25 protein-coding genes and 1 pseudogene are annotated in these 23,128 nt (G+C 65.7%); 20 read left to right on the top strand and 6 right to left on the bottom strand.

Annotated elements, in window-relative coordinates; translation table 11 throughout:
- On the top strand, positions 1-1,045 hold a 1,045-nt coding region (locus VGH54_RS14230), incomplete at its 5' end, for an AAA family ATPase (protein WP_331512664.1).
- A 42-nt stretch (positions 1,046-1,087) separates the two neighbouring features.
- On the opposite strand, the gene VGH54_RS14225 is transcribed toward VGH54_RS14230, so the two are convergent.
- Positions 1,088-1,465 (bottom strand): VOC family protein, encoded by a 378-nt coding sequence (locus VGH54_RS14225; RefSeq protein ID WP_331512663.1) that lies wholly within the window; start codon positions 1,463-1,465, stop codon positions 1,088-1,090.
- Positions 1,466-1,574: 109 nt separating this feature from the next.
- Between VGH54_RS14225 and ftsY the strand changes: the two genes are divergently transcribed.
- The 6 genes from ftsY (at position 1,575) to VGH54_RS14195 (ending at position 9,965) form a co-directional block, all read left to right on the top strand.
- A complete protein-coding gene (ftsY, locus tag VGH54_RS14220) occupies positions 1,575-2,870 on the top strand; it encodes a signal recognition particle-docking protein FtsY (RefSeq protein ID WP_331512662.1) in 1,296 nt (431 codons plus the stop codon).
- Positions 2,871-3,054: 184 nt separating this feature from the next.
- Positions 3,055-4,419: an ammonium transporter gene (locus tag VGH54_RS14215; RefSeq protein WP_331512666.1), complete on the top strand. Its 1,365-nt coding sequence runs from the start codon at positions 3,055-3,057 to the stop codon at positions 4,417-4,419.
- 1 nt (position 4,420) lies between these two features.
- Complete coding sequence (locus VGH54_RS14210) at positions 4,421-4,759, top strand: P-II family nitrogen regulator (protein WP_331512661.1); 339 nt, start codon at positions 4,421-4,423, stop codon at positions 4,757-4,759.
- A gap of 51 nt (positions 4,760-4,810) precedes the next feature.
- The gene (locus VGH54_RS14205; RefSeq protein ID WP_331512665.1) at positions 4,811-7,288 is read left to right on the top strand and encodes a [protein-PII] uridylyltransferase; all 2,478 of its coding nucleotides are present in this window, start codon (positions 4,811-4,813) and stop codon (positions 7,286-7,288) included.
- Between the two features lie 53 nt (positions 7,289-7,341).
- On the top strand, positions 7,342-8,898 hold the full coding sequence (ffh, locus tag VGH54_RS14200) for a signal recognition particle protein (RefSeq protein ID WP_331512660.1): 1,557 nt from the start codon (positions 7,342-7,344) through the stop codon (positions 8,896-8,898).
- Positions 8,898-9,965 (top strand): amidohydrolase family protein, encoded by a 1,068-nt coding sequence (locus VGH54_RS14195; protein WP_331512658.1) that lies wholly within the window; start codon positions 8,898-8,900, stop codon positions 9,963-9,965. Before ffh ends, VGH54_RS14195 begins: the two co-directional genes overlap by 1 nt.
- 20 nt (positions 9,966-9,985) lie before the next feature.
- On the opposite strand, the gene VGH54_RS14190 is transcribed toward VGH54_RS14195, so the two are convergent.
- Positions 9,986-10,408, bottom strand: coding sequence for a tautomerase family protein (locus tag VGH54_RS14190; RefSeq protein WP_331512657.1), 423 nt, complete (start codon positions 10,406-10,408; stop codon positions 9,986-9,988).
- Positions 10,409-10,548: 140 nt separating this feature from the next.
- On the opposite strand from VGH54_RS14190, the gene VGH54_RS14185 reads away from it, so the two are divergent.
- The 4 genes and pseudogenes from VGH54_RS14185 to VGH54_RS14170 all read left to right on the top strand — a co-directional run bounded on the left by VGH54_RS14185 (position 10,549) and on the right by VGH54_RS14170 (position 14,915).
- Entirely contained in the window at positions 10,549-11,031 is a 483-nt protein-coding gene (locus VGH54_RS14185) for an NUDIX domain-containing protein (RefSeq protein WP_331512655.1), read from the top strand.
- On the top strand, positions 11,028-12,443 hold the full coding sequence (locus tag VGH54_RS14180; protein WP_331512654.1) for an MmgE/PrpD family protein: 1,416 nt from the start codon (positions 11,028-11,030) through the stop codon (positions 12,441-12,443). Before VGH54_RS14185 ends, VGH54_RS14180 begins: the two co-directional genes overlap by 4 nt.
- 39 nt (positions 12,444-12,482) lie before the next feature.
- Positions 12,483-14,310, top strand: a pseudogene (locus VGH54_RS14175) (N-acyl-D-amino-acid deacylase family protein).
- An 8-nt stretch (positions 14,311-14,318) separates the two neighbouring features.
- Positions 14,319-14,915: a TetR/AcrR family transcriptional regulator gene (locus VGH54_RS14170; RefSeq protein ID WP_331512653.1), complete on the top strand. Its 597-nt coding sequence runs from the start codon at positions 14,319-14,321 to the stop codon at positions 14,913-14,915.
- A gap of 4 nt (positions 14,916-14,919) precedes the next feature.
- Here VGH54_RS14170 and VGH54_RS14165 read toward each other — a convergent pair whose 3' ends face one another.
- Both VGH54_RS14165 and VGH54_RS14160 read right to left on the bottom strand, forming a co-directional pair.
- Positions 14,920-15,312: an STAS domain-containing protein gene (locus VGH54_RS14165; RefSeq protein ID WP_331512652.1), complete on the bottom strand. Its 393-nt coding sequence runs from the start codon at positions 15,310-15,312 to the stop codon at positions 14,920-14,922.
- A gap of 197 nt (positions 15,313-15,509) precedes the next feature.
- Complete coding sequence (locus VGH54_RS14160; protein ID WP_331512651.1) at positions 15,510-16,379, bottom strand: D-alanyl-D-alanine carboxypeptidase family protein; 870 nt, start codon at positions 16,377-16,379, stop codon at positions 15,510-15,512.
- A 61-nt stretch (positions 16,380-16,440) separates the two neighbouring features.
- Between VGH54_RS14160 and VGH54_RS14155 the strand changes: the two genes are divergently transcribed.
- The 5 genes from VGH54_RS14155 to trmD all read left to right on the top strand — a co-directional run bounded on the left by VGH54_RS14155 (position 16,441) and on the right by trmD (position 19,059).
- The gene (locus VGH54_RS14155; protein ID WP_331512650.1) at positions 16,441-16,860 is read left to right on the top strand and encodes a nuclear transport factor 2 family protein; all 420 of its coding nucleotides are present in this window, start codon (positions 16,441-16,443) and stop codon (positions 16,858-16,860) included.
- A 187-nt stretch (positions 16,861-17,047) separates the two neighbouring features.
- On the top strand, positions 17,048-17,572 hold the full coding sequence (rpsP, locus tag VGH54_RS14150) for a 30S ribosomal protein S16 (RefSeq protein ID WP_331512649.1): 525 nt from the start codon (positions 17,048-17,050) through the stop codon (positions 17,570-17,572).
- 8 nt (positions 17,573-17,580) lie between these two features.
- Positions 17,581-17,823: an RNA-binding protein gene (locus VGH54_RS14145; protein ID WP_036354608.1), complete on the top strand. Its 243-nt coding sequence runs from the start codon at positions 17,581-17,583 to the stop codon at positions 17,821-17,823.
- Positions 17,824-17,835: 12 nt separating this feature from the next.
- The gene (gene rimM, locus VGH54_RS14140) at positions 17,836-18,357 is read left to right on the top strand and encodes a ribosome maturation factor RimM (protein WP_331512648.1); all 522 of its coding nucleotides are present in this window, start codon (positions 17,836-17,838) and stop codon (positions 18,355-18,357) included.
- 12 nt (positions 18,358-18,369) lie between these two features.
- Positions 18,370-19,059: a tRNA (guanosine(37)-N1)-methyltransferase TrmD gene (trmD, locus tag VGH54_RS14135; RefSeq protein WP_331512647.1), complete on the top strand. Its 690-nt coding sequence runs from the start codon at positions 18,370-18,372 to the stop codon at positions 19,057-19,059.
- On the opposite strand, the gene VGH54_RS14130 is transcribed toward trmD, so the two are convergent.
- Positions 19,056-19,937, bottom strand: a complete 882-nt coding sequence (locus tag VGH54_RS14130; protein WP_331512646.1) for a hypothetical protein — start codon at positions 19,935-19,937, stop codon at positions 19,056-19,058. The genes trmD and VGH54_RS14130 overlap by 4 nt on opposite strands.
- A 253-nt stretch (positions 19,938-20,190) precedes the next feature.
- Between VGH54_RS14130 and rplS the strand changes: the two genes are divergently transcribed.
- The 4 genes from rplS to VGH54_RS14110 all read left to right on the top strand — a co-directional run bounded on the left by rplS (position 20,191) and on the right by VGH54_RS14110 (position 22,533).
- Positions 20,191-20,532, top strand: a complete 342-nt coding sequence (rplS, locus tag VGH54_RS14125) for a 50S ribosomal protein L19 (protein ID WP_331512644.1) — start codon at positions 20,191-20,193, stop codon at positions 20,530-20,532.
- Positions 20,533-20,602: 70 nt separating this feature from the next.
- Positions 20,603-21,460, top strand: coding sequence for a signal peptidase I (gene lepB, locus VGH54_RS14120; RefSeq protein WP_331512643.1), 858 nt, complete (start codon positions 20,603-20,605; stop codon positions 21,458-21,460).
- A 3-nt stretch (positions 21,461-21,463) separates the two neighbouring features.
- Positions 21,464-22,228: a ribonuclease HII gene (locus VGH54_RS14115; protein WP_331512642.1), complete on the top strand. Its 765-nt coding sequence runs from the start codon at positions 21,464-21,466 to the stop codon at positions 22,226-22,228.
- Positions 22,228-22,533, top strand: coding sequence for a DUF2469 domain-containing protein (locus VGH54_RS14110; protein WP_007171389.1), 306 nt, complete (start codon positions 22,228-22,230; stop codon positions 22,531-22,533). The genes VGH54_RS14115 and VGH54_RS14110 overlap by 1 nt, the downstream gene beginning before the upstream one ends.
- A gap of 15 nt (positions 22,534-22,548) precedes the next feature.
- Here VGH54_RS14110 and VGH54_RS14105 read toward each other — a convergent pair.
- Positions 22,549-23,128 (bottom strand): GAF and ANTAR domain-containing protein (locus VGH54_RS14105; RefSeq protein ID WP_331512641.1); only part of this gene is annotated, 580 nt, incomplete at its 5' end.

Below are 23,128 nucleotides of genomic sequence, written 5' to 3'. Positions count from 1 at the left end.
CCTGAGTCTGGTGGTCGGCGCCGCATCGCAAAACCGCGACGCGCTGGCCGCCGAGCGTCAGCAACGGTCTACGGCGATGGTTGCGGTCCGCGACGAGGTGAACACGCTGGGCACCCGGATCGGAGTGCTCACCGAGGCGCTGCACCGCGACGAGGTCGCCAAAGCCCAAGCGGCACTGCGTATCGAGCAACTCGAGCAGATGGTGCTCGAGCAGTTCGGCATGGCGCCCGACGTGCTGGTCGCCGAATACGGCCCACAGGTGACGCTGCCCCCGAGCGAGCTGGAGATGGCCGAATACGAGCAGGCGCGCGAGCGCGGCGAGCAGGTCACGGCACCGGCCCCGCTGCCGTTCGACCGGCCCACGCAGGAGCGTCGCGCCAAACGCGCCGAACGCGAGCTGGCCGAGCTGGGCCGGGTGAACCCGTTGGCGCTCGAGGAGTTCGCGGCCCTGGAGGAGCGCTTCAATTTCCTGTCCACCCAGCTCGAGGATGTCAAGGCCGCGCGTAAGGATCTGCTCGACGTGGTCGCCGATGTCGACGCCCGCATCCTGCAGGTGTTCACCGAGGCCTATGTCGACGTAGAGCGGGAATTCCAAGGGGTTTTCGCCTCGCTGTTCCCCGGTGGCGAGGGCCGGCTGCTGCTGACGAATCCCGACGACATGCTCACCACCGGAATCGAGGTGGAGGCTCGTCCGCCCGGCAAGAAGGTCAAGCGGCTGTCGCTGCTGTCCGGTGGCGAGAAATCACTGACCGCGGTGGCGATGCTGGTCGCCATCTTCCGCGCCCGCCCGTCGCCCTTCTACATCATGGACGAGGTCGAGGCGGCGCTCGACGACACCAACCTGCGGCGGCTGATCGGTCTGTTCGACCTGCTGCGGGCCAAGTCGCAGCTGATCATCATCACCCACCAGAAGCCGACCATGGAGGTCGCCGACTCGCTGTACGGCGTGACGATGCGCGACGACGGCATCACCACGGTGATCTCGCAGCGGATGCGCGGTCAGCAGGTCAACGAGCTGGTCACGACTGGTTCCGGCGTCGACTAACTAGCCGGCGCCGGCTTCGCTGGCGCGCGAGCAACGGTCGGACTAGGTGACCTCGGGCATCAATGTGGTGATGCAGAACGGGTGGCCTGCCGGGTCGATCAGCACCCGCCAGTTATCCGGGTTGGGCTGAACGTCGGCCTTGGTGGCGCCAAGCGCGAGCATCCGGGCTTCCTGGCCGTCAAGGTCAGACACCGCCAATTCGAGGTGAAGTTGCTTGGGGACCGCGCCATCTGGCCAGTTCGGTGGCTTGTGATCCACGACGCGCTGAAACGTCAGAAAGACGCCAGCGCCCCGCAGGGCAACGAAATCATCGCCAGCGAACAGCACCTGCAAATCCAGGACGTTCTGGTAGAACTCTGCCAAGCCAGCCGGGTCGGCGCAATCGACTGACACCGCACCTAATCGGACATCTCCTGCCATGACACCCCTTGTTTGATTGTGGACATCGTGAACGACAGCAGCGAGTCTGGCACGAGCCACCGACACACGTGCCCACTGCTGTCCAGACCGGGCCTGGGAGAATGTCGGAATGCCGGAAACCCTGTGGATTGCAATCGCGGTCGTCGCCGCGCTCGTCGTCGTCACCGCGCTGGTCCTGGGGTTGGTCCGTTCCCGACGGCGGCAGATCCGCTTGTCGGCCCCCGAGCAGACCCCCACTCTGGACCGTTCCGGCGGGTACACCGCGTCATCGGGAATCACGTTCAGCCGCACCGAAACTCCCGAGCGCATCGACACCACCGAGCTGCCCGCTGTCGGTGACGACGCGACCATTCCGCGCGACGCGCCGAAGCGCCCGATCTCCGATGTTCAACTGCCCGAACCGGATAGCGCCGCGCCAACGGCCGAGCCGATGCCGCCGATCGAGCCGGCGCCCGCAGCCACGGCGCCCGCAACCGAGGCGATCGCACCGCCCGAAGGGCGCTTGGAACGCCTGCGCGGCCGACTCGCCAGATCGCAGAATGCGTTGGGCCGCAGCCTCTTAGGGCTGATCGGCGGCGGCTACCTCGACGAGGATTCCTGGGAACAAGTCGAAGACACCCTGCTGATCGCCGATCTGGGTCCAACAGTGACCAGCTCAATAGTGGCCGAGCTGCGCAGTCGGCTCGCCAGCAAAGACGTACAGACCGAGGCCGATGCCCGTGCGGTGCTGCGGGAGGTGTTGATCGCCGAGCTGCAGCCCGGTCTGGACCGATCGGTGCGGGCTCTACCGCACGACGACCACCCATCGGTGCTGCTGGTGGTCGGCGTCAACGGCACCGGCAAAACCACCACGGTCGGCAAACTCGCGCGGGTCCTGGTCGCCGACGGCCGACGGGTCGTGCTGGGCGCCGCCGACACGTTTCGCGCCGCCGCCGCCGACCAATTGCAAGCCTGGGCCGCCCGGGTGGGTGCCGAGGTGGTCCGTGGGCCCGAGGGCGCCGATCCGGCTTCGGTGGCGTTCGACGCCGTTGACAAGGGCATCGAGTCGGGCGCTGATGTCGTCGTGATCGACACCGCGGGGCGGCTGCACACCAAGACCGGGTTGATGGACGAGCTCGGCAAGGTCAAACGCGTGGTGATGCGGCGCGCCGCGGTCGACGAGGTGCTGCTGGTGCTCGATGCCACCGTCGGGCAGAACGGGCTGGCGCAGGCACGGGTGTTCGCCGATGTGGTCGACATCACCGGAGCGGTGCTGACCAAGCTGGACGGTACGGCCAAGGGCGGCATCGTTTTCCGGGTCCAGCAAGAACTCGGCGTGCCGGTCAAGCTGGTCGGGCTGGGGGAGGGACCCGACGACCTCGCGCCGTTCGAACCCGCGGCTTTCGTCGACGCCCTTCTTGGCTGAATTGGCCCTCCGGCGTTCTGTAACACCGGCGAAACCTGTCAGCGCCGCTTTTTGTAACAACTAATGCGCAAGGTTCTGGATCAGGCCACAGGCATATGTCTGTCGGCTGTTCGCGGCCGACCGGAGGTGATAGCGAGTGAGTTTCCCGACACTGGGCCAGCCCAATACCGGCGATACCGCCTGGATGCTGGCAAGTTCTGCACTGGTGCTGTTGATGACGCCAGGACTGGCGTTCTTCTACGGCGGGATGGTGCGCGCCAGAAGCGTGCTCAACATGATCATGATGAGCATCAGCGCCATGGGCGTGGTCACGGTGCTCTGGGTGCTCTACGGCTACTCGATGTCATTCGGGAACGACAAAGGCAACGTCGTCGGTGATCCGACCGAGTACTGGGGTCTGAAGGGCCTCATCGGTGGCAACTCCGTGGCCGCCGATCCCACCAAAGGCGTTGCGGCTACTGACATCCCACTGGCCGGTACGTTGCCGGCCACCGTGTTCGTAGCCTTCCAGCTGATGTTCGCGATCATCACCGTCGCATTGATCTCGGGGGCTGTCTCCGACCGGCTGAAGTTCAGCGCCTGGCTGGTGTTCGCGGGATTGTGGGCCACGATCGTCTACTTCCCGGTCGCGCACTGGGTCTTCGCATTCGACGGTTTCGCGTCCGAGCACGGCGGCTGGATCGCCAATAAGCTGCACGCAATCGACTTCGCCGGCGGTACTGCGGTCCATATCAACTCCGGTACGGCCGGCCTGGTTCTGGCGATCGTCCTGGGCAAACGCAAGGGCTGGCCCACTACGCTCTTCCGTCCGCACAATGTGCCGTTTGTGATGCTCGGCGCGGGCCTGCTGTGGTTCGGCTGGTATGGGTTCAACGCCGGTTCGGCCACCAGCTCCAACGGCGTCGCCGGGTCGACGTTCATGACCACCACGATCGCCACGGCCACGGCCATGCTCTTCTGGCTGCTCACCGAGCGGATCCGCGATGGTCATGCGACGACGCTGGGCGGGGCCTCGGGCATCGTCGCCGGATTGGTCGCCATCACACCATCCTGCTCGTCGGTCAACGCGTTAGGTGCCTTGGCGATCGGCGCGGCAGCTGGGGTGCTGTGTGCGCTGGCAGTCGGGCTCAAATTCAAGTTCGGCTTTGATGACTCGCTGGATGTGGTCGGTGTGCACCTGATCGGCGGCCTGGCAGGGACACTGCTGGTCGGTCTGCTTGCCGCGCCGGAAAGCCCCGCCATCAACGGCGTGGCTGGTGTATCCAAGGGCCTGTTCTACGGCGGGGGTTGGAGTCAGCTGGAACGACAGGCGGTCGGCGCGTTCAGCGTTCTCCTCTACTCCGCCGTCGGCACCCTTATCCTTGCCCTGATACTCAAATACACGATCGGGCTACGTCTGACTCCCGAGGCAGAAGCGGCCGGTATCGACGAAGCTCAGCACGCAGAGAGTGCTTACGAATTCGCACAAGCTACCGGCTCTGTCCTTCCTCATGCGAGTTTGCCGGAAAGCACTTTTGATCGAGTGGGCGACAAAGTAGAGGCGGAATAGGATGAAGCTGATTACCGCGATCGTGAAGCCGTTCACGCTCGAGGACATCAAAGCCGGCCTTGAACAGGTGGGCATCCTGGGCATGACGGTCAGCGAGGTTCAGGGGTACGGGCGTCAGAAGGGCCACACCGAGGTCTACCGCGGTGCTGAGTACTCAGTCGACTTCGTGCCGAAGGTCCGCGTCGAGGTCCTGGTCGAGGACTTCGACACCGACAAGGCCCTGGACAGCATCGTGCGGGCCGCACGTACCGGCAAGATCGGTGACGGCAAGGTCTGGGTCAGCCCCGTGGAAACCGTGGTCCGGGTACGCACCGGCGAGCGCGGAGCCGACGCGATCTGATACTCGCGTTATGAGTACTGTTTGGGGGTGGCCGAGCCGATTCGGACGGGAATGAGTCAGCGCGAGCAAGAATTACCCGATTCGTCGTCGGCGGCCGTTGCGGGCAAAACTCCCGGCGCGGCCAGCGATTTGGCGGGCGCCCGGGAGAAGTTGCTCGCCCGCGGACCCAACGAACTCGACTCGGCCGCCTTGCGTGAAGCGTGGGGCGAACTGCACGAATTCTGGTTGACGACAAAGGCTTCCGAGATCGGCATCATGCCCGGCAGCGGCTTCGCGATCGTCGCGACAGGTTCGCTGGGCCGTCGCGAGCTGGTGCCTTACTCGGACTTGGACTTGCTGTTGCTGCACGACGGCATGAACACCGACGCCGTCCGGGACGTCGCCGACTCGCTGTGGTATCCGTTGTGGGACGCCAACATTCGCCTCGATCACAGTGTTCGGACCGTGGGCCAGACACTGAAGGTCGCCAGCGCGGACGTGTCCGCCTGTCTGGCGATGCTCGATACCCGGCACATCGCCGGCGACGAAGAGCTGTCCGGTCGCCTCATCGAGGGAATTCGCCGGCAGTGGCGGGCCGGAATCCAATCCATCTTCGGTGAAGTCGTCGACGAGACCCACTCCCGGTGGCGTCGCTGCGGCGAGATCGCCCACCGCGCCGAGCCCGATATCAAATCGGGCCGCGGCGGCCTGCGCGATATTCAACTGCTCGATGCGCTGGCCATCGCTCACCTCACCGACCGCCTTGCCGTAGGAGAAGCGGACGACCCGCTGGGTTCGCTGACCGGTGCCCACCTGACCCTGCTCAACGTCCGCACCGAACTCCACCGGGTTTCGGGCCGCGGCCACGACCAGGTGCTGGCCCAGTTTGCCGACGAGATCAGCGCGGCGCTGCACATCGGCGACCGCTTCGACCTGTCGCGGGTGCTGTCCGACGTGGGACGCACGATCAGCTACCGCGTCGATGCCGGGCTGCGGACCGCCTCCAACGCTCTGCCGCGGCGCGGGATGTCGGCGATCCGGCGGCGTCCGCGTCGGCCGCTGGACGAGGGCGTCATCGAGTACGCCGGAGAGATCGTCCTCGCTCGCGATGCCCGACCGCAGAGCGACCCGGCGCTGTTGCTGCGAGTCGCGGCGGCATCGGCGGCCACCGGACTGCCTATTGCGGTGTCGACACTGAGCCGGTTGGCCGATACCGCGCCGGAACTGCCCACGCCGTGGCCGCGCGACGCGCTGGACAACCTCTTGGTTATGTTGACCGCAGGGCCGGACACCATCGCGGTCATCGAGACGCTGGACCGCACCGGGCTATGGGGCCGGCTGTTCCCGGAGTGGGGCGCGGTACGGGATCTTCCGCCGCGTGACGTCGTGCATATCTGGACGGTCGACCGTCACCTGGCCGAAACAGTGTCGCGGGCAAGGATTTTCACCACCCGAGTGGCCCGTTCTGACCTGCTGATCCTTGCCGCGCTGCTGCACGATATCGGTAAGGGGCGCGATGCCGATCACTGCATGCTGGGGGCTCAGCTGGCCACCCAGATCGGTACCCGGCTGGGCATGTGGCCGTCAGATGTGGAGATGCTGTCCAAGCTGGTGTACCACCACTTGTTGTTGGCCAAGGTCGCGATTCGGCAGGACCTCAACGATCCGCAGACCATCGCCACCGTCTGCGAGGCGTTGGAGGGCGACCCGGTGCTGCTGGACGTGTTGCACGCTCTGACGGAGGCGGACTCGTTGGCCACCGGGCCCGGGGTGTGGAGCGACTGGAAGGCCTCGCTGGTCGGCGACCTGGTGCGGCGCAGCCGGATGGCGATGAACGGTCAGGCATTGCCGCAAGCCGACCCGCTCGACCCCGAGTACATCGCGCTGGCGGCCGACCGCAAGGTGCACGTCGAGCTGCGGCCCGCTAAAGATCAGCGCCTGCACCATGCGGTGGTGATCGCCCCGGACCAGCGCGGGCTGCTGTCCAAAGCTGCCGGGGTGCTGACCCTGAACTCGTTGCGCGTGCATTCGGCGTCGATCAATATCGAGGACGGCGTCGCGATCAGCGAATTCGTGGTGTCGCCGCACTTCGGCAGTCCACCGGCCGCGGGTCTGCTGCGTCAGCAGCTCATCCGGGCCCTCGGCGGCCAGACCGACGTGCTGGACATGCTGAAGCAGCGGTCGGCCGATGCGAAGCCCAGGCCGCTCGGCGACGCCCCGACCGCGGTTCCAGTCCATAACTCGTCCGCGCCGCCCCGGATCTTGTGGTTCGACGGCGCGCCGGGGCGACTGATCGTCGAGATCCGGGCGAACGACCGGCCCGGTCTGTTGGCGCTGCTCACCGGCGCGCTGGAGCGTTCCGGGGTGGATATCGACTGGGCGAAGGTCAGCACGCGCGGGTCGATGGTCGACGACGTGTTCTGTATCGCGTTGCCCGCGCACAGCGCCGCCGCCAAGGCGAGTGGCGAGCCGGGTTCGGGCACCCGATCGGCGATCGAGCATCACCTGTTGTCGGTGCTGGAGACACAGCCGGACGCGGCCGCGGTCTAACCAAGTTCGCGCGTGTGCAGCCACGCTGATCGGTTCCCATTAGGCTGGGCGGCGTGTTTGAATCGCTGTCCGATCGGCTCACCGGTGCCCTGCAAGGACTTCGCGGCAAAGGCCGGCTGACCGACGCCGACATTGACGCCACCACCCGCGAAATCCGGCTGGCACTGCTCGAGGCCGACGTTTCGCTGCCGGTGGTCCGTGCGTTCGTCGGTCGAATCAAAAACCGCGCCAAGGGCGCGGAGGTATCCGGCGCCCTCAACCCGGCGCAGCAAGTCGTCAAGATCGTCAACGAGGAACTGGTCGCCATCCTGGGCGGGCAGACCCGGCAGCTGGCATTCGCCAAGACGCCGCCGACCGTGGTGATGCTGGCCGGTCTGCAGGGCTCCGGTAAGACCACGCTGGCGGGAAAGCTGGCGCTGTGGCTGCGCGGCCAGGGCCACACTCCGCTGTTGGTGGCTTGCGACTTGCAGCGGCCGGGCGCGGTCGACCAGCTGCGCATCACCGGCGAGCGGGCCGGCGTCGCGGTGTTCGCGCCGCACCCCGGCACTTCGGCGGATGCCGAGGCCGATCAGCAGGCCGGCCCGGCCGATCCGGTCGCCGTGGCCGCGGCCGGGCTCGCGGAGGCACGGGCCAAGCACTTCGACGTGGTGATCGTCGACACGGCCGGGCGGTTGGGTATCGACGAGGAGATGATGGCCCAGGCGTCGGCCATCCGCGCTGCCGTCGACCCCGACGAGGTGCTGTTCGTTCTGGACGCGATGGTCGGTCAGGACGCGGTGGCCACTGCCCAGGCGTTCGGCGAAGGCGTCGGCTTCACGGGCGTGGTGCTGACCAAACTGGACGGCGACGCCCGCGGTGGCGCTGCGCTGTCGGTACGTGAAATAGCCGGTGTGCCAATACTTTTCGCATCAGCCGGCGAGAAGTTAGAAGACTTCGACATCTTCCATCCAGACCGGATGGCCAGCCGCATCCTGGGCATGGGCGATGTGCTGAGCCTGATCGAGCAGGCCGAGCAGGTCTTCGATGCGGAGCAGGCCGAGGCCGCGGCCGCCAAGATCGGATCCGGCGAGCTGACACTGGAGGACTTCCTCGAGCAGATGCTGGCGATCCGTAAAATGGGTCCGATCGGCAACCTGCTGGGCATGCTTCCGGGCGCGGGTCAGATGAAGGATGCCCTGGCCGCCGTCGACGACAGCCAACTCGACCGGCTGCAAGCCATCATCCGCGGCATGACGCCGCAGGAGCGGGCCGACCCGAAGATCATCAACGCATCACGCCGCCTGCGCATCGCCAACGGCTCCGGTGTGGCGGTGTCCGAGGTCAACCAACTGGTCGACCGTTTCTTCGAGGCGCGCAAGATGATGTCCTCGATGGTCAGCAGCATGGGCATACCCGGGTTGGGACGAAAGTCGGCGACCCGAAAAAACGCAAAAGGCAAGGGCAAGAAGGGCAAGAAGCGTGGGCCGACGCCGCCCAAGGTTCGCGGCCCGCTCGGCGCAGGCATGCCGGCCGGATTCCCCGACCTGTCCAACATGCCGCAGGGTCTGGACGAATTGCCGCCCGGGCTGGCCGATTTCGATTTGTCCAAGCTGAAATTCCCGGGTAAGTAGTGCCGCAACACGTTCGAGGGATCGGGCTGCCCGACGAAGAACCCCTCGAACTGTGGATCGTTGACGGCCGAATCAGCCGCGAGCCGGTCGGCGGCGCTGACACGATTTTCGACGGCGGCTGGATCCTGCCCGGGCTGGTCGATGCGCATTGCCATGTCGGGCTGGGGCCGCAGGGAGGCGTCGAACTCGACGAGGCGATCGCCCAGGCCGAGGCTGAACGCGAGGTCGGCGCGTTGCTGCTGCGCGACTGCGGATCGCCAATCGACACCCGCAGCCTCGACGATCGCGACGACCTGCCCCGCATCATTCGGGCCGGGCGGCATCTGGCCCGTCCCAAGCGGTACATCCCCGGCCTGCCGATCGACATCGAAGACGAATCACAGCTCCCGGAGGCGGTGGCGCTGCAGGCCCGACGTGGCGACGGATGGGTCAAGCTGGTCGGCGACTGGATCGACCGTGGCATAGGCGATTTGGCGCCACTGTGGTCCGACGACGTGCTGACGGCAGCGATCGACGCCGCCCACGCCCACGGTGCGCGAGTCACCGCGCACGTCTTCGGCGAGGATGCGCTGCCCGGTTTGATCCGGTCGGGGATCGACTGCATCGAGCACGGCACCGGGCTGACCGACGACATCATCGAGTTGATGGTGGAGTACGGAACCGCCTTGGTGCCGACCCTGATCAACGTCGAGAACTTTCCCGGCATCGCCGATGCCGCCGGAAAGTATCCCGTCTACGCCGCGCACATACGCGACCTGTACGCCAACTGCTATCCCCGGTTGACCGCTGCCCGAGAGGCCGGCATACCGATCTACGCCGGCACCGACGCGGGCGGCATGATCGCCCACGGGCGGATCGGCGACGAAGTCGAGGCACTGACCCGCATCGGGATGACCCCCACCGAAGCGCTCGGCGCGGCGTGCTGGGACGCCCGTGAGTGGCTCGACCGTCCAGGCTTGGACGATGGCGCGTCGGCAGACATGTTGTGCTACTACGACGATCCCCGTTACGGCCCCGAGGTGCTGCACCGCGCGGACGTGGTCGTCCTGCGCGGGCAGTTCTACTGAGCCGCGCCTGGGCCAGTCGGTCAGCCCTCGATGGAATTTGGGTCGAGACGATTGGTCGGTACCCCGTTGATGTAAGTGGCCTTGCCGTTGCCCATGGAAAAGTCTGGTGGGTCGACCGTCATCAGGTTGAAGAAGACGTCCTCCGGCCGTACCTGCAGCTTCTCGTGCAACTGGTCCACGACCGCCTTATAGAACGCGGCTTTTTGCTCAGGGCTCGCGACGTCGAGGAAGATTAGCTGAATGAAGATGCAGTTTTCGGACCGGTAGAGACTGAGGTAGTCGGGGTCGAAAAAGAAGTTCTCCGCCTTGTGTTCCGTGATGGTCTGAAATCGATCCTCGGGCACTCCCAGACATTCGATCATCTTGTCGTACACGACGTCTGCGATGGTGCGGCGGTATTCCACCGACTTGCCCTCGATGAGGTCGATCCGTGCGAGTGGCATGACGGCCGTCCTTTCCAGCGCTGACGAGAGAACGAGAAGAGCTTAGAGGCGAACACCCTGTGTGTAACAGACACAAGTTTCACGGGTCCGGTCATGGGCAACGGACGTGTCTTCGTGACGGTCTCTGTTAGAAACGGGATATGCCGATCCCTGAGTTCATCGTCGCGCTTCGCCAGCACATCGGGCATGCGCCGTTGTGGCTGGCCGGGATAACGGCGGTGGTTATTCGCGATCAGCAGGTGCTCCTGATCCAACGGTCCGACAACCAGGCCTGGACGCCAGTCACCGGAATTGTCGAGCCGGGGGAGAACCCGGCCGACTGTGCAGTCCGAGAAGTGTTCGAAGAGAGCGGTATCCACGCGGTCGCCCGACGACTGGCCTGGGTGCACGTGACGCGTCCGATCGTCCACGCCAACGGCGATCACGCGCAGTACCTCGACCACGTATTCCGGATGGACTGGGTCGGCGGTGAGCCCTTCCCCGCGGACGACGAAAGCCTGCAGGCTCGCTGGTTCGATCTCGCCGATACGCCGGATATGTCTGACGACATGTGCCGGCGCATCGAGCTTGCCGGAGATGGCAGTTTGGCCTCGCCAACAGTTTTCGAGACAGGCCCGTCATGACCGACGACAGCCCCGGGTACACCGTCGACCGGCTCGCAGAGTTCGTGGTCAACGCCGATCAGTCCGATATCAGCGGGGACACCCGGGCGATGCTGAAACGCAATGTCCTGGACAGCATCGCCTGTGCGATCGCCGCACTCGACGGCGAACTCATTCCCGCGATCCGCGCGCACGCCGAACAGTTCAGCGGCCGCCCGACCGCGACTTTCGTCGGAGGCGGACGCGCGTCGGTGGATCAGGCCGCCTTCTTCAACGCGGTGCTGGTGCGCTATCCCGATCTACTCGATACCTATCTGACTCCTGGCGGTTTATGCCATCCGGCCGACAACTTCGGCGCGGTGTTCGCCGTCGCCGAGCATGCCGAGGCCAGCGGATCGGACTTCCTGCTGGCTCTCGCGATCGCCTACGAAGTCCAATGTCGTTTCAGCGCACAGGTTCCCGTGATGGGTCGCGGGCTCAACCACGCGCTGCAACTGGGAATCTCGGCCGCGGCAGGCTCAGCGAAGCTGCTCGGTCTTGGCGTGGCCCAGACCGGCGACGCCATCGCCGCCTCAGCGGTGGACAACCTGTCGCTAGCAGCCGTGCACACCGAACCGGTGTCGACATGGAAGGGCATCTCGCCGGCCATCACCGGGATGCGCGCAGTTTATGCCACCATGCTTGCCGGCCGCGGAATCACCGGTCCGCGTGCGCTTTTCGAAGGCCCCAATGGCCTCGAGCAGTTGTTCGATCAGCGAATCGACCTGCGCACATCCGACCGCGCACTGATCGCGGTCGAGCAGACCTACCTCAAGCAGTACTGCGCGCTGATCCACGGCCAGGTGGTGATCGACGCAACGCTGGCGCTTCGTGACGAGCGCGGCATCACCGGCGCCGACGTCGCGGCCGTGACACTCGAGGTCTTCCAAGGTGCATTCGACATCGCCGGCGGTGGTCGTTACGGCAACAAGGACCACCCGTCGACCAAAGAGCAGGCGGACTACAACCTCAAGTATCTGGTGGCCGCTGCGCTGCTGGACGGTCAGGTCGGTCCCGAACAGCTTGAGACACAACGAGTCCGCCACGGTGACGTCCAAGACCTACTGGCGCGGGTACATGTCCGTGCCGCAGCCGATCTGACCGAGGCCTATCCCGAACGCACTGCGGCTCGCGTGCAGATCACACTCACCGACGGTCGTGAGTTGCGCCGCGAACAGTCCGACTTCGAGGGATCGCCCACCCGACCCCTGTCATGGGATCGGGTGGTGGAGAAATTCCATTGGCTCGCCGAACCGTTCGCCGACGATGCGCTGCGCGCCCGGATCATCGACGCCGTGCACAGTCTGGACGAGATCTCGGTCGCCGAGCTCACGGCGCGGCTCGGTGCGGTGAGTCCATCGGCGCAGCGGCCGCGCAGCAGGGGACGGCTCTAGCAGGGCGGGCCAAGAAAAGATTGCGAGTACTCGCTATCTATGCTAGCTTGGCCACACCCCAACGATGCGGAGGACGATAGTGAGCTACGACGTGATCATTCGCGACGGATTGTGGTTCGACGGAACCGGCAGTACGCCGCAAACCCGCACGTTGGGCATCCGCGACGGTGTCGTGTGCACGGTGTCGTCAACTCCATTGGACGAGACCGGTTGCCCCGAGATCGTCGACGCGAAGGGCAAGTGGGTCGTCCCCGGATTCGTCGACGTGCACACCCACTACGACGCCGAGGTGCTGCTGGACCCCGGATTGCGCGAGTCGGTCCGCCACGGTGTGACCACGGTCTTGCTCGGCATGTGCTCGCTGTCGACCGTCTATGCCAACGCCGACGATGCCGCCGACCTTTTCAGCCGGGTCGAGGCCGTTCCGCGCAAATTCGTCCTGGCTGCATTGCAGGACCACAAGACCTGGTCGACTCCCGCGGAATACGTCGAGGCAATCGACGGCCTGCCGTTGGGCCCGAATGTCAGCTCGCTGCTTGGTCATTCGGATCTCCGGACCTCGGTGCTCGGCCTCGATCGCGCCACCACCCGCGACGTGGAGCCCACCGACGCCGAGCTCGACAAGATGGCCGCGTTGCTGGACGACGCGCTCGCGGCCGGCATGCTCGGCATGTCCGGGATGGACGCGGCGATCGACAAACTCGACGGCGACCGGTTCCGCTCCCGCGCGCTGCCGTCCACCTTCGCGACGTGGCGGGAACGCCGCAAGCTGATCAAGGTGCTGCGCAAGCGCGGCCGGATTCTGCAAAGCGCGCCCAACGTGGCCAAAGCCGAATCCGGACTGCTGTTCTTCCTGGCCAGCAGCCCACTGTTCGGGCTGCGCAAAGCCGTTCGCATGAGCCTGCTGGTATCGGCCGACGCCAAGTCGATGCCATTGGCGGTACACGTCTTTGGCCCGGGCACGCGGCTGATGAACTTCCTACTGCGCTCGAAGGTTCGGTTCCAGCACCTGCCGGTGCCGTTCGAGCTTTACTCGGACGGCATCGATCTGCCGGTCTTCGAAGAGTTCGGTGCAGGCACCGCCGCGCTACACCTGCGAGACCAGCTGGAGCGCAATGAGTTACTGGCCGACACGGAGTACCGCCGCAGGTTCCGCCGGCAGTTCGACCGCGTCAAGCTCGGGCCGTCGCTGTGGCACAAGGACTTTCACGACGCAGTGATCGTCGAATGCCCCGACAAGACGCTGATCGGCAAAAGCTTCGGTGCGATCGCCACGGAGCGAGGCCTGCACCCGCTGGACGCGTTCCTCGATGTCCTGGTCGAAAACGGTGAGCGCAACGTGCGCTGGACCACCATCGTCGCCAACCACCGGCCCAAGCAGCTGAATAAGCTGGCCGCCGAGCCGAGCATCCACATGGGCTTTTCCGACGCCGGTGCGCACCTGCGCAACATGGCCTTCTACAACTACTCACTGCGGTTGCTCAAGCGCACGCTGGACGCCTACCACGATGGACAGCCCTTCCTCACCATCGAACGTGCGGTGCATCGCCTGACCGGTGAAGTGGCCGAATGGTTCGGCCTGGACGCCGGCACCCTGCGGGAAGGCGATCGCGCCGACTTCGTCGTGATCGATCCCGCCGGCCTGGATGACTCGGTGGATGCCTACCACGAGGAAAAGGTTCCGTTCTACGGCGACCTGAGCCGCATGGTGAACCGCAACGATGCGGCGGTGGTGGCAACGGGTGTGAACGGCGCAATTGTGTTCCGCAACGGCGAATTCCGCGACGGCTACGGGAAGACGGTGAAGTCGGGTCGCTACCTGCGGGCCGGCGCTGCTCGTCGACAACTCGCCGGCTCGAGCGCGTAGGTCACCCGATGGCAAGGACGCAGCAACAACGCCGGGAAGAGACGGTGGCGCGACTGCTCGAGGCCAGCATCGCGACGATCATCGAGGTCGGATACGCCCGGGCGTCGGCGGCCGTGATCACCAAGCGCGCCGGGGTATCCGTCGGCGCCTTGTTCCGGCACTTCGACACGATGGGCGACTTCATGGCCGCCACGGCCTACGAAGTGCTTCGGCGGCAATTGGATTCGTTCACCAAGCAGGTCGCCGCGATACCAACTGAGCGGCCGGCGATGGAGGCGGGGCTGACCATCCTGCGAGACATCACCAGCAGCTCCACCAACGCCGTGCTCTACGAACTGATGGTCGCCGCGCGCACCGACGAAAAGCTCAATGCCACTTTGCAAAACGTTCTCGAGCAATACACCAGCAAGATCTGCGACGCCGCGCGCGCGTTGCCCGGCGCCGACAGTTTGTCGCCGGAAACGTTCCCGGTTCTGGTGGCATTGTTGACCAATACCTTTGACGGAGCCGCGATGCTGCGGGCTGTGCTGCCGCAACCCGAGATCGAAGATCGGCGGATCGCCCTGCTGTCGTCGTTGTTGAGCGGTATCGGCCTGCCGGGCTGAGCCCTTAGCCGTCAGTGAGTTTGCCGACGGCGTCGTCCAGCCTTCGGCAAACGCTCATCAGCTCGTTGATGCCCAGCAAGGTGAGCGGTCGGTGCGTGGCAGGCCCGTCGGCGACCACGCAGAACGGGATGGACTCGCCGAGGTTGTCGCGGGTCTTCATCAAGACGCTGATGCCGGCCGAGCCGAGGAACTCGACCTTCAACAAGTCGACGATCAGGCCTTTGGGTTTTTTGGCGAGCGCGGAATCGATGGCCTCGGCCAGCCCGGGAGCGGTGAGCATGTCCACGCTTCCGCTCACGCCCACTACGGCTAGCCCCTCGACCTCCGACTCATGGGTGCTGAAGTCGTCGGATTGAGGTGGCGAACCAGATGCAGCGTGTTGGTTTTCGGCCATCATCGATCTCTCATTCCTTACGGACATCTGCGTCGACTACTGACGACGCAGACATCGTTGACAATGGCTGGCGACTCAACCCACGGACACCGTCGACGCGTGTCGACCGGACGCCGTGGCTGCTCATATTGGACTCCTGCGCAATTGAGTGCCACGGCACTGGAAGACTAGCCGAAACCGTAGCGGGTGTCGTCTGAGACCTACAGCGTGCCGATCGCGGACTGCGGGTTGAGGGCGAAGCCCCAGTCGAGCAGGCCGCCTGCCTGGTCCCAGTAGGTTGGTCCGCCCTCGCGCACCAGCCCGTACATCATGGCTACCACCAAGCGGCGGCCTCCGCGAGCCGCGGCGCCGACGAATGTCTTGCGTGCGGCGTCGGTGAACCCGGTCTTGCCGCCGATGGCGCCCGGGTATCGCGTCAGGAGCTCGTCGTGGTTGGCGATCGGGTGGTCGCCGTTGTCGCCGGGGAACATCGCCGACGGCTCGGCGGTGATCTGAGCGAACACCGGGTTGGCCATCGCCGCGCGGAAGATGACGGCCAGGTCGTGGGCTGTCGACCAACCCGACCCGCCCGGCCCGTCCAAACCCGACGGGGTCGACGCATGGGTGTTCACCGCGCCCAGCGATGCCGCCTTGGCGTCCATCTTGGCCACGGTGGCGCCCGGGCCGCCCAGCATGTGCGCCAGCGTGTTGGCCGCGTCGTTACCCGACACCAGCAGCAGGCCGTCCAGCAGTTGGCGCGTCGTGTAAACACGGCCGGCTTTCACGCCCACACAGTTGCATTCGACCTGGCTGTCGGCCGGGTCGGCGACCACGGTCGAGTCCAGGTTCAGCTCGTCCAGGGCCACCAGCGCCAGCAACACCTTGATGGTGCTGGCCGGTGGATGACGAACATTCTCGTCGCGTGCGGCCAGCACTTGACCCGAATCGAGATCCGCGACCAGCCAGGTCTGGGCCGGCCCGTCGGGGATGGGCACCGAACCGACCGGCTGCACGCCGGCGTCCGCCCAAGCAGTTACGTTGGTGCCGACAAGGGAGAGGACAGCCGCGACTGCGGCGAGAAGCTTCCGCATGGCCACGCACCTTACCGGCCCGCGCCGCCGGTCGTTGACTTCGTAGGTGTTCAATCGACCCATGTTGAGCCACGCCGAAATCTCGGACCGGTTGGAAATCCAGCAGCTGATCGTTGATTACTCGACCGCAATCGACACGCGTCGCTTCGACGATCTGGACGCGGTATTCACCAAGGACGCCTACATCGATTACACGGCTCTCGGTGGCATCGAAGGCCGTTATCCCGAGGTGAAGGCCTGGTTGGCCGAAGTCCTGCCGAACTTTCCGATGTATGCCCACATGCTGGGCAACTTCTCAGTCCGCATCGACGGGGACAGCGCGTCGTCACGGACGATTTGTTTCAACCCGATGGTCCTCGGCGGCGAGAAGGACCAGGTGATGTTCTGCGGCTTGTGGTACGACGACGGCTTCGTTCGCACCGCCGACGGGTGGCGGATGACCCGCCGGGTGGAGACCAAGTGCTTCCAGAAAATCCTGTAGGAGCCGCACTCGAACTGAATTTCGACTTCAGGCCCGGCTCTGGCACAATAGGCGGCTGTCCGCCGCGCGACCCATCGTTTTCGCGGTGCTTGTTCGGCGGTCACACACGCGAGGCAAAACCGGATCCGGGCATCCCGCCCGAATCGCTGAATTGCAGCGTGACATCCGTAGGAGAAGTTGCTCAACCATGGCGGTAAAGATCAAACTCACCCGGCTCGGAAAGATCCGCAACCCGCAGTACCGCATCGCGGTCGCCGATTCGCGGACGCGACGCGAAGGCCGCGCAATCGAGGTCATCGGCCGGTATCACCCCAAGGAGGAGCCGAGCCTGATCGAGGTCGACTCCGAGCGCGCCCAGTACTGGCTGTCGGTGGGGGCTCAACCCACCGAACCCGTCCTGAAACTGCTGAAGATCACCGGTGACTGGCAGAAGTTCAAAGGCCTGCCCGGAGCTGAGGGCAGGCTGAAGCTCGCCGCGCCCAAGCCGACCAAGCTCGAGTTGTTCAACGCGGCCCTGGCTGCCGCCGATGGTGCCCCCGACACCGAGGCCTCGACGCCGAAGAAGAAGAAGGCTCCGGCGAAGAAGGCCGCCGCTTCGGACAAGGCCGAGAAAGCGGACACCGCCGAGAAGGCCGACGACGCCGGGAAGCCGGCCGATGAGGCCGCGCCGGCCGCCGCCGGCGAGCAGGCCGAGCCGACGACCGAGAGCTGACCACCCCCATGAGTACTGTCGTCGTCGACGCCGTCGAACATCTGGTCCGCGGGATCGTCGACAACCCTGACGATGTACGGGTCGATCTGGTGACCAGCCGGCGGGGCCGGACCGTCGAGGTGCACGTTCACCCCGACGACCTCGGCAAGGTGATCGGCCGCGGTGGGCGCACCGCGACCGCGCTGCGCACCCTCGTTGCCGGCATCGGTGGTCGCGGCATTCGTGTCGACGTGGTGGACACCGACCAGTAGCGGAGTGCTCCCTTGGAGTTGACAGTCGGGCGCGTGGTCAAAGCGCACGGCGTCACCGGCGAACTCGTCGTCGAGGTTCGCACCGATGACCCAGAGCTTCGGTTCGCGCCCGGTGCGGTATTGCGCGCCAAGGGTTCTGATCGCCGTGAGCGCAACTACACCGTGGAAACGGTCCGCGTCCACGGCAGCCGCCTGCTGGTGCGGCTATCCGGTGTCGCCGACCGCGACGCCGCCGATGCACTGCGGCGCAGCGTGTTCGTCGTCGACTCCGCGGATCTGCCGCCCATCGACGAGTCCGACACCTACTACGACCACCAGCTCGAAAGTCTTCGAGTGCGCACGATCGACGGCCGCGAAATCGGGGTCGTCGCCGAGGTTTTGCACACCGCGGGCGGTGAGCTGCTGGCCGTCGACCGCGAAGAAGGTGGCGAGTTGCTGGTGCCGTTCGTCGGCGCGATCGTCACGTCGGTCTCGCTGGAGGACGGTGTCGTCGAGATCGATCCGCCCGAGGGGCTCCTGGAACTGGAGAACTGAGGGCGCAGTGTGATGAGAATCGACGTCGTAACGATCTTCCCGACCTACCTGGATCCGCTACGAGAGTCGTTGCCGGGCAAGGCAATAGAATCAGGCCTTGTCCAGCTCGGGGTGCACGACCTCCGTAGGTGGACGCACGACGTGCACCGCTCGGTCGACGACTCGCCCTACGGCGGCGGACCCGGGATGGTGATGAAAGCGCCGGTATGGGGCGAGGCGCTCGACGAAATCTGCTCGCCGGAAACGCTTCTCGTTGTCCCGACGCCGACGGGCGTACTGTTCACGCAGTCGACCGCCCAGCGGTGGGGCAGCGAATCGCATCTGGTGTTCGCGTGCGGCCGCTATGAGGGGATCGACCAGCGGGTCGTCGACGATGCGGCGACGCGGATGCGGGTCGAAGAGGTGTCGATCGGCGACTACGTCTTGCCGGGCGGGGAGTCGGCGGCGCTGGTGATGATCGAGGCGGTGCTGCGCCTCATGCCGAACGTGTTGGGTAATCCTCTTTCACACCAGGACGATTCGCATTCCGACGGTGTGCTGGAAGGCCCCTCGTACACCCGGCCGCCGAGCTGGCGTGGGCTCGATGTCCCCGAGGTGCTGTTGTCCGGCGACCATGCTCGCGTCGAGGCCTGGCGGCGGCAGACCGCCGAGCAGCGCACCCGAGAACGGCGGCCCGACCTGTGGGATCGGGATCGGGGCTAGGCGCCGATCCGGCCGGACGGAAACATCGTCTTGACGGCCGCAGTGATCGTTTCCCGCGCGGTGGCGTCGTCCGACGGTTGCTGCGACTCGATCACCATGACGTATCGCCGGTCCGCGCCGATGACGCCGGTCGACAGGTGCATCCAACTACTGCCGTCCATGCAGCACATCCATCCCTGCTTGACGGCGACTGGTTCGGCGAAGAGGCCGTCGGGAATACCGAACCGCTGCGGGTAACCGTCGGCTCCGGTAGCCGTCGAGCCGGCAAGGTCGTGGAGGATGATCTCCGCGCGCTCGCCGGATAATCCACCGGCCCCGCTGAGCAGCCCGTCGTAGTAGTGCACCAGATCCGAGGCCGAGCTCATCGTGTCCCACCACTGCCCGTCGCTGGGCGGCGTGGTGGACGTCAACCCGTAGCGGCTCGCGACGCCGTTGATGATCGTCTCGCCGCCGCGCGCGGCCCAGAACGTCTCCGCGGCGTCGTCGTCGGAGGACCGCAGCATGCTGTCCAGCGCCTGGCGATCTTCCGACGACAGCGGCGTGCCTGCTTGCTGTGACAACAGATCGTCGGCGATGAAGAGCTTCGCGACGGATGCGATCCCGACCAGCTGGTTGTTGCCGCCTGCCAACATCTGGCTGGTCACCCGGTCGAGGACGGCAATCGAGATGGTGGCGCCGTCTGCCGCGGCGGCGTCGGTGGCCTGCGCGATACGGGCCGACAATCCGTCGAACGCGGCGGTAGGCGGTGACTCAGGGGCATGGACAGCGGGTTCCGGGCCGTCGGGTGACCCGTACACCTTTGCGCAGCCGCTCGTCGACACCGTCAGCACTGCCGCGGTGGCGATCAGCAGCATCGGCAGCCGCGCTCGCGTGGTCATCTCAGCGTCATGTGTACCATTTGCCCACGTCACGGGGGAGTCAGATGCAGCGGCGATTCGCCGTGATTTCGCTGCGTGGGCCCGATCTGGCACAATTGACCAGTTGTCTCCAGCGGTTGTCGGCCGGCCGGCCCGCTCCCGCCTACCGCGAGACGCACCCAGATGCCCGAAACATCGGCTAGGTTGCCTGCCCACCCGTTCGCAGCGGTGAGCAGCGGCACGCAGCCGCGACCGCAAGGAAGTGTCTTCCGACATGAACACGCTGGATTTCGTCGACAAGCCGTCGCTGCGCGACGACCTCCCGGCCTTCCACCCCGGTGACACGATCAATGTGCACGTGAAGGTCATCGAGGGCGCCAAGGAGCGCATCCAGGTGTTCAAGGGCGTCGTGCTGCGCCGCCAGGGCGGTGGGGTCCGCGAGACCTTCACCGTGCGTAAGGAGAGCTACGGCGTCGGCGTCGAGCGGACCTTCCCGGTGCACTCGCCCAACATCGACCACATCGACGTCGTGACCCGCGGTGACGTTCGTCGCGCCAAGCTCTACTACCTACGCGAGCTGCGCGGCAAGAAAGCCAAGATCAAGGAAAAGCGCTGATTTTCTGCGCGGTCGGCGTTTCGGTGGCGGCCCTACCGAATCGCATCGAGATGCTGACTACGCTGAACCCGTGACAGAACCGACCGGCCCGACTGAGGGTCAACCCGATTCCGGTCCGGCCGATCCAGAAGTCGCGACGAGCCGCCCCTCCGTAGCGGAGCCGGATTCGGCTGACGCGGACGATCACCCCGACAAAAAGCGGGCGGCGCTGCGGGAGACCGTGATCCTGGCCGTCATCGCGCTGGTGCTCTACTACGTCATGTTGACGTTCGTGGCCCGTCCCTACCTGATCCCGTCGGAATCGATGGAACCCACGCTGCATGGGTGCTCGGGCTGTGTCGGCGACCGGATCATGGTCGACAAGGTCACCTTCCGGTTCGGCTCTCCGCACCCCGGAGACGTCATCGTGTTCAAGGGACCACCGCCGTGGAACATCGGTTACAAATCCATCCGTTCGCACAACGCCGTGATCCGTTGGGTGCAAAATGCGTTGTCGTTCATCGGGTTTGTGCCTCCTGACGAAAACGACTTAGTCAAGCGTGTTATCGCGGTGGGCGGCCAGACCGTGGAGTGCCGCAACAACACCGGACTGACGGTCGACGGCAAGAAGTTGACGGAGCCGTATCTGGACCCGGCGACGCTGAACGCCGACCCGGGTGTCTATCCCTGCCTGGGGCCCGAATTCGGGCCCGTCAGCGTCCCGCAGGGCCGGCTATGGGTGATGGGGGACAACCGCACCCACTCGGCGGACTCGCGGGCTCACTGCACCAGCACCCCGGGCGACGCCATCAACGGATTGCTGTGCACCGGTGATCCCATGGCCGGAACGGTGCCGGTCGGCAATGTCATCGGCAAGGCGAGGTTCATTGTGTGGCCGCCCTCGCGGTGGGGTGCCGTGCGTGCGGCGAATCCTCAGCAGAACCACTAGGCCATGGCCACGACCTGGCCGCCGCGGACGGTGATCCGCAAATCGTCGGGCCTGCGCACCCTGGAGGCCGCGTTGTATCGCGGCGGCCTCGGGCCGGTGGCCGGCGTGGACGAGGTCGGGCGCGGGGCGTGCGCGGGGCCACTGGTGGTCGCCGCCTGCGCGCTGGGGCCGAGCCGCTTGGAAAGCCTTGCTGCTCTTGACGATTCGAAGAAGCTCACCGAAAAGGCCCGAGAGAAGCTCTACCCCGTGATTTGCCGATACGCGCTGTCGTACCACGTGGTGTTCATCCCGTCGACCGAGGTTGACCGCCGCGGCGTGCATGTGGCCAATATCGAAGGCATGCGCCGGGCGGTGGCGGGACTGTCGGTTCGCCCGGGTTACGTGCTCAGCGACGGTTTCCGGGTGCCAGGGCTGCCCGTGCCGTCGCTGCCGGTGATCGGAGGCGACGCCGCCGCGGCATGCATCGCCGCGGCCAGCGTGCTGGCCAAGGTCAGCCGGGACCGGCTGATGGTGGCGATGGAGTCCGACCATCCCGGCTACGGCTTCGCCGTGCACAAGGGCTACAGCACCGTGGCGCACTCGGCGGCGCTCAACGAGCTGGGACCCTGCTCGGAGCATCGGCGTTCATTCATCAACGTGCGGCGGGTGGCGTCCGGGACGGGTACCCAGATAGTGGCGGAGTGCGCACCGGGTCAGCAGAATGAAAATGGGTGGGGAAAGATGGAGCACGGTAGTCAACCGCGGGACGGAGAAGGACGGCTGAGCTGATGAGTGCCGAAGATCTCGAAAAGTATGAAACCGAGATGGAGCTCTCGCTGTACCGCGAATACAAGGACATCGTGGGGCAGTTCAGCTACGTCGTGGAAACCGAGCGACGCTTCTATCTGGCAAACAGTGTCGAGATGGTTCCACGCAACGCCGACGGCGAGGTTTACTTCGAACTACGACTGTCCGACGCGTGGGTATGGGACATGTACCGGCCGGCCCGGTTCGTCAAGCAGGTGCGGGTTGTCACCTTCAAAGACGTCAACATCGAAGAGGTTGAGAAACCCGAGCTGCGGTTGCCCGAATAGGCGCAGAGGCCGACGCTAGCGCTGCTCACTGGTGCCGAACATCGGCTTGCCTCGGCTTTCGATGACGGTCCGCGCCACGTCGGCGAGCTTGATGTTCAGATCTTGGGAGTACCGGCGCAGGACGTTGAACGCGTCTTGCTCGTCCACGCCATGCAGCACCATCAGCATCCCGACGGCCTTGCCGATCTCACGGTTGGACAGCAGCCCGCGCCGCAAGGTGGAGACGTCCTCGCCCGACGCGACCGCGTTGATGGCCACACTGGCGAACGATGCCAGCACGATGGCTTGGCCGGCGGATTCGGTGTCGAAGACGTTCGGCTTGTCGCTGAACAGGTTGAGCGCCCCGGTTTTCCGCTTGTCGACCAGGATGCGAAAACCCATCGCCCCGCGCACGGGCGTCTCGGCAACCATCCGGGCCGCCAGCTGGGGCCACTGGTTCGGTGCGGTCAGGTCGGTTTCGATCTGCGGCGTCTCTTCTTCGATCGCGTCGACGCACGGTCCGTCACCGTCCGCACGTTCCATGTCGTCGATTTGCTGGGCGATGCTGTCGCTGGCGCCGACCGTCACGTAGCGACCGTCGCGGCGCACCAGCAAG

Origin of the sequence: Mycobacterium sp. (assembly GCF_036488105.1) — a bacterium.
In the GTDB taxonomy this organism is placed as follows: Bacteria; Actinomycetota; Actinomycetes; order Mycobacteriales; family Mycobacteriaceae; genus Mycobacterium.
The sequence above is the reverse complement of the archived record's forward strand: the minus strand, read 5'-3'. Positions and strand labels throughout refer to the sequence as shown.

What these genes read in the sequence shown, in the direction of transcription:
- rplS (WP_331512644.1), top strand. Translation starts at nt 20,191, where the DNA reads ATGAACACGCTGGATTTCGTCGACAAGCCGTCGCTGCGCGACGACCTC.
- ftsY (WP_331512662.1), top strand. Translation starts at nt 1,575, where the DNA reads ATGCCGGAAACCCTGTGGATTGCAATCGCGGTCGTCGCCGCGCTCGTC.
- VGH54_RS14165 (WP_331512652.1), bottom strand. Translation starts at nt 15,312, where the DNA reads ATGATGGCCGAAAACCAACACGCTGCATCTGGTTCGCCACCTCAATCC.
- VGH54_RS14170 (WP_331512653.1), top strand. Translation starts at nt 14,319, where the DNA reads ATGGCAAGGACGCAGCAACAACGCCGGGAAGAGACGGTGGCGCGACTG.
- VGH54_RS14185 (WP_331512655.1), top strand. Translation starts at nt 10,549, where the DNA reads ATGCCGATCCCTGAGTTCATCGTCGCGCTTCGCCAGCACATCGGGCAT.
- VGH54_RS14190 (WP_331512657.1), bottom strand. Translation starts at nt 10,408, where the DNA reads ATGCCACTCGCACGGATCGACCTCATCGAGGGCAAGTCGGTGGAATAC.
- rpsP (WP_331512649.1), top strand. Translation starts at nt 17,048, where the DNA reads ATGGCGGTAAAGATCAAACTCACCCGGCTCGGAAAGATCCGCAACCCG.
- trmD (WP_331512647.1), top strand. Translation starts at nt 18,370, where the DNA reads ATGAGAATCGACGTCGTAACGATCTTCCCGACCTACCTGGATCCGCTA.
- VGH54_RS14110 (WP_007171389.1), top strand. Translation starts at nt 22,228, where the DNA reads ATGAGTGCCGAAGATCTCGAAAAGTATGAAACCGAGATGGAGCTCTCG.
- VGH54_RS14130 (WP_331512646.1), bottom strand. Translation starts at nt 19,937, where the DNA reads ATGACCACGCGAGCGCGGCTGCCGATGCTGCTGATCGCCACCGCGGCA.
- VGH54_RS14160 (WP_331512651.1), bottom strand. Translation starts at nt 16,379, where the DNA reads ATGCGGAAGCTTCTCGCCGCAGTCGCGGCTGTCCTCTCCCTTGTCGGC.
- VGH54_RS14205 (WP_331512665.1), top strand. Translation starts at nt 4,811, where the DNA reads ATGAGTCAGCGCGAGCAAGAATTACCCGATTCGTCGTCGGCGGCCGTT.
- VGH54_RS14115 (WP_331512642.1), top strand. Translation starts at nt 21,464, where the DNA reads ATGGCCACGACCTGGCCGCCGCGGACGGTGATCCGCAAATCGTCGGGC.
- VGH54_RS14215 (WP_331512666.1), top strand. Translation starts at nt 3,055, where the DNA reads ATGCTGGCAAGTTCTGCACTGGTGCTGTTGATGACGCCAGGACTGGCG.
- VGH54_RS14225 (WP_331512663.1), bottom strand. Translation starts at nt 1,465, where the DNA reads ATGGCAGGAGATGTCCGATTAGGTGCGGTGTCAGTCGATTGCGCCGAC.
- VGH54_RS14180 (WP_331512654.1), top strand. Translation starts at nt 11,028, where the DNA reads ATGACCGACGACAGCCCCGGGTACACCGTCGACCGGCTCGCAGAGTTC.
- VGH54_RS14210 (WP_331512661.1), top strand. Translation starts at nt 4,421, where the DNA reads ATGAAGCTGATTACCGCGATCGTGAAGCCGTTCACGCTCGAGGACATC.
- VGH54_RS14155 (WP_331512650.1), top strand. Translation starts at nt 16,441, where the DNA reads ATGTTGAGCCACGCCGAAATCTCGGACCGGTTGGAAATCCAGCAGCTG.
- VGH54_RS14145 (WP_036354608.1), top strand. Translation starts at nt 17,581, where the DNA reads ATGAGTACTGTCGTCGTCGACGCCGTCGAACATCTGGTCCGCGGGATC.